This is a genomic window from Kitasatospora sp. NPDC001132 (assembly GCF_053598415.1).
The window spans coordinates 1-3,834 of the sequence record NZ_JBSFKF010000054.1 but is presented as its reverse complement, the minus strand read 5'-3'; the positions used below and the strand labels follow the sequence as shown (position 1 = coordinate 3,834).

The 3,834-nt window shown below is 73.7% G+C and carries 1 protein-coding gene; it reads left to right on the top strand.

Annotation, left to right across the window (positions count from 1 at the left end; translation table 11 throughout):
• Window positions 1-33: 33 nt before the first annotated feature.
• Window positions 34-3,834, top strand: a 3,801-nt coding sequence (locus tag ACWDBE_RS37385; protein WP_449810203.1) for a type I polyketide synthase, incomplete at its 3' end; no start/stop codon positions are given.

Genomic DNA, 3,834 nt, shown 5'->3' with positions numbered 1-3,834 from the left:
CCGGCATTCGACAGAGCACCACCGGACTGCCGGATCACCAGAAGGAGTTGGCCAGCGATGGTCGCTGAAGAGAAGCTGCTGGGCTACCTCAAGAAGGTCACCGCCGACCTGGCGGACACCCGGGAGCGGCTGCGCGAGGCCGAGTCGGCCTCCACCGAGCCGATCGCCATCGTCGCGATGGGCTGCCGGTTCCCCGGCGGCGTCGACTCGCCCGAGACGCTCTGGCACCTGCTGCGGGACGGCCGCGACGCGATCACGCCGTTCCCGGCCGACCGCGGCTGGGACCTGGACGCGCTGTACGACCCGGACCCCGACCGGCAGGGCACCAGCTACGTCCGCGAGGGTGGCTTCATCCACGGCGCCGCCGAGTTCGACCCGGCGTTCTTCGGCATCTCGCCGCGCGAGGCCCTCGCCATGGACCCGCAGCAGCGCCTGCTGCTGGAGACCTCCTGGGAGACCATCGAGCGGGCCGGCCTCGACCCCGCCGCCCTGCGCGGCACCCGGGTCGGCGTCTTCGCCGGCACCAACATGCAGGACTACACCAACCTGCTGCTGATCTCCCAGGAGGGTTTCGAGGGCCACCTCGGCACCGGCAACGCGGCCAGCGTGGTCTCCGGCCGCATCTCCTACACCCTGGGCCTGGAGGGCCCGGCCGTCACCGTCGACACCGCCTGCTCCTCCTCCCTGGTCGCCCTCCACCTGGCCGTCCAGTCGCTGCGCAACGGCGAGTGCACGCTCGCCCTGGCCGGCGGCGTCGCCATCATGTCGACGCCCGGTGCCTTCCTGGAGTTCAGCCGCCAGCGCGGCCTCGCCGAGGACGGCCGCTGCAAGCCCTTCGCGGCCGCCGCCGACGGGACCAACTGGTCCGAGGGCGTCGCGATGCTGCTCGTCGAGCGGCTCTCCGACGCCCGCCGCAACGGCCACCCGGTGCTCGCCGTCGTGCGCGGCTCGGCGATCAACCAGGACGGCGCCAGCAACGGCCTCACCGCCCCCAACGGCCCCGCCCAGCAGCGCGTCATCCGCCAGGCCCTGGCCGGCGCCCGGCTCACCCCCGCCCAGGTCGACGCCGTCGAGGCGCACGGCACCGGCACCTCGCTGGGTGACCCGATCGAGGCCCAGGCCCTGCTCGCCACTTACGGCCGCGGCCGCGCCGCCGCCGACCGGCCGCTGTGGCTCGGCTCGGTGAAGTCCAACATCGGGCACACCCAGGCCGCCGCCGGCGTCGCGGGCGTCATCAAGATGGTGCTCGCCATGCAGCACGGCGTGCTGCCGCAGACCCTCCACGTCGACCAGCCGTCCCCGCACGTGGACTGGTCGGCCGGCGCCGTCGAGCTGCTGACGGAGTCGCGCGACTGGCCGGAGACCGGCGAACCGCGCCGGGCCGGCGTCTCCTCCTTCGGCATGAGCGGCACCAACGCCCACGTCATCCTGGAGCAGGCGCCCGCGCCGACCGCCGAGCCGGCGCAGGCGCCCGCCGGGACCCCGGGCACCGCCGCCCCGCTCCCGCTGCTGCTGTCGGGCCGGAGCGCGGACGCCCTCGCCGCCCAGGCCGGACGCCTCCGCGCCCACCTGGCGGAGCACCCCGAACTCCCGCTGGAAGCAACGGCCTTCTCCCTCGCCACCACCCGCAGCCACCACGAGCACCGCGCCGCGGTGACCGGCCACGGCGACCGCGACGCACTGCTCGCGGCGCTGGACGCCCTCGCGGCGGACCGCCCGCTGGCGGGCGTGGCGCGGGGCGTGGCCGGCGACGGACGGACGGCGTTCCTGTTCACGGGGCAGGGCAGCCAGCGGCCGGGGATGGGGCGCGAGCTGTATGCCGCCTATCCGGTGTTCGCGGAGGCCTTCGACGCGGTGTGTTCGCGGGTGGAACTGCCACTGAAGGAGGCGGTGTTCGGGGAGGACTCCGCGGTTCTGGCCCGTACGGAGTTCACGCAGGTCGCGCTGTTCGCGATCGAGACCGCGCTGTACCGGCTGGTGGAGAGCTGGGGGGTCCGTCCGGACTTCCTGGTCGGCCACTCGATCGGTGAGATCGCGGCCGCGCACGTGGCCGGTGTGCTGTCGCTGGACGACGCCGTTGCGCTGGTCGCGGCTCGTGGCCGGCTGATGCAGGCGCTGCCCGAGGGCGGTGCGATGGTGGCGGTCAAGGCCACCGAGGCCGAGATCCTGCCGCTGCTGACCGCCCAGGTGAGCATCGCGGCCGTCAACGGGCCCTCCTCCGTGGTGATTTCCGGCGACGAGGATGAAGTCTCCGCCATCGCCGGGCAGTTCGAGAAGACCAAGCGGCTGAGCGTTTCGCACGCGTTCCACTCGCCGCTGATGGACGGCATGTTGGCGGACTTCCGCCGGGTGGCGGAGGGCCTGACCTACGTGGCGCCGCAGATCGCCGTGGTCTCCAACGTGACGGGTGCGGTCGCGACGGCCGAGGAGCTGTGCTCGCCCGAGTACTGGGTCCGGCACGTGCGTCAGGCGGTTCGATTCGCTGACGGGATGCGCACTCTGGAGGCCCAGGGCGTCACCACGTACCTGGAGCTGGGCCCCGACGGCGTGCTCTCGGCCATGGGCCAGGAGTGCGTCGAGCAGGGCGTGTTCGTTCCGGCGCTCCGGAACGGCCGGGACGAGCGGGCCGGTGTCGCGGAGTGCCTGGCGAGCCTGCACGTCCACGGCGTTCCGGTGGCCTGGACGGCAGAGGTGGCGCTTCCCCCGGTCGAGCTGCCGACGTACGCGTTCCAGCGTGAGCGCTACTGGCCGACGGTGGCCTCGGGCTGGCTGGGCGAGGTCGCCTCGCTGGGCCTGGGCGCGGCCGATCACCCGCTGCTGGGGGCCGGCGTGTCGCTGGCCGACGCGGAGGGTTTCCTGTTCACGGGTCGTCTGTCGGTGGAGTCGCACCCGTGGCTGGCCGATCACGCGGTGCTGGGTTCGGTGATCGTTCCGGGCACGGCGTTCGTGGAGCTCGCCGTCCGCGCGGGCGACCAGGTGGGTTGCTCGCTGGTGGAGGAGTTGACGCTGGAGGCGCCGCTGGTGCTTCCGGGGTCGGGTGGTGTGCAGGTTCAGGTGACGGTGGGCGCGGTGGATGCGTCCGGGCGTCGTTCGGTGGCTGTGCACGGTCGGGCCGAGGGCTCGTCGGAGTGGGTCCGTCATGTCTCGGGTGTGCTGGCGGAGGGTGCGTCGGCTGCTGAGGGTGCGGGTCTGGTGGAGTGGCCGCCGGCGGGTGCCGAGGCGGTGGAGCTGGACGGCTTCTACGGGGCGATGGAGGGCGTCGGGTTCGGTTACGGCCCGGTGTTCCAGGGTCTGCGGGCCGCCTGGCGTCGCGACGGTGAGGTGTTCGCCGAGGTGGCGCTGCCGGAGGCGGTGGCGGGGGAGGCGGCCGGTTTCGGGCTGCACCCGGCGCTGCTGGACGCGGCGTTGCACGCGGTCGGGCTCGGTGGCCTGGTGGAGGACGCGGGAGCGGGCCGGTTGCCGTTCGCGTGGTCGGGTGTGTCGCTGGTCGCGTCGGGCGCGGGCGCGCTGCGGGTGCGGCTGGTGTCGGCGGGTTCGGACGCGGTGTCGCTGACGCTGGCGGACGCCGAGGGCCGTCCGGTCGGTTCGGTGGAGTCGCTGGTGCTGCGGCCGGTGGTCGCCGGGCAGCTGGCGGCGGTGGGCAACCGTGGTGGCGAGTCGCTGTTCGGCGTGGACTGGGCGCAGATCGCGCTCGGTGAGGCTGCCGGTGAGGTCCTCGTGGTGGGTGACCTCGCGGAATTGGATGCCGTGGAGGTCGTGCCGTCGCTGGTGGCGGTGGAGTTCGGTTCTGCGGATGGTTCCGGTGCCGAGGAGGTGCACGCGGCTGCGGTCCGT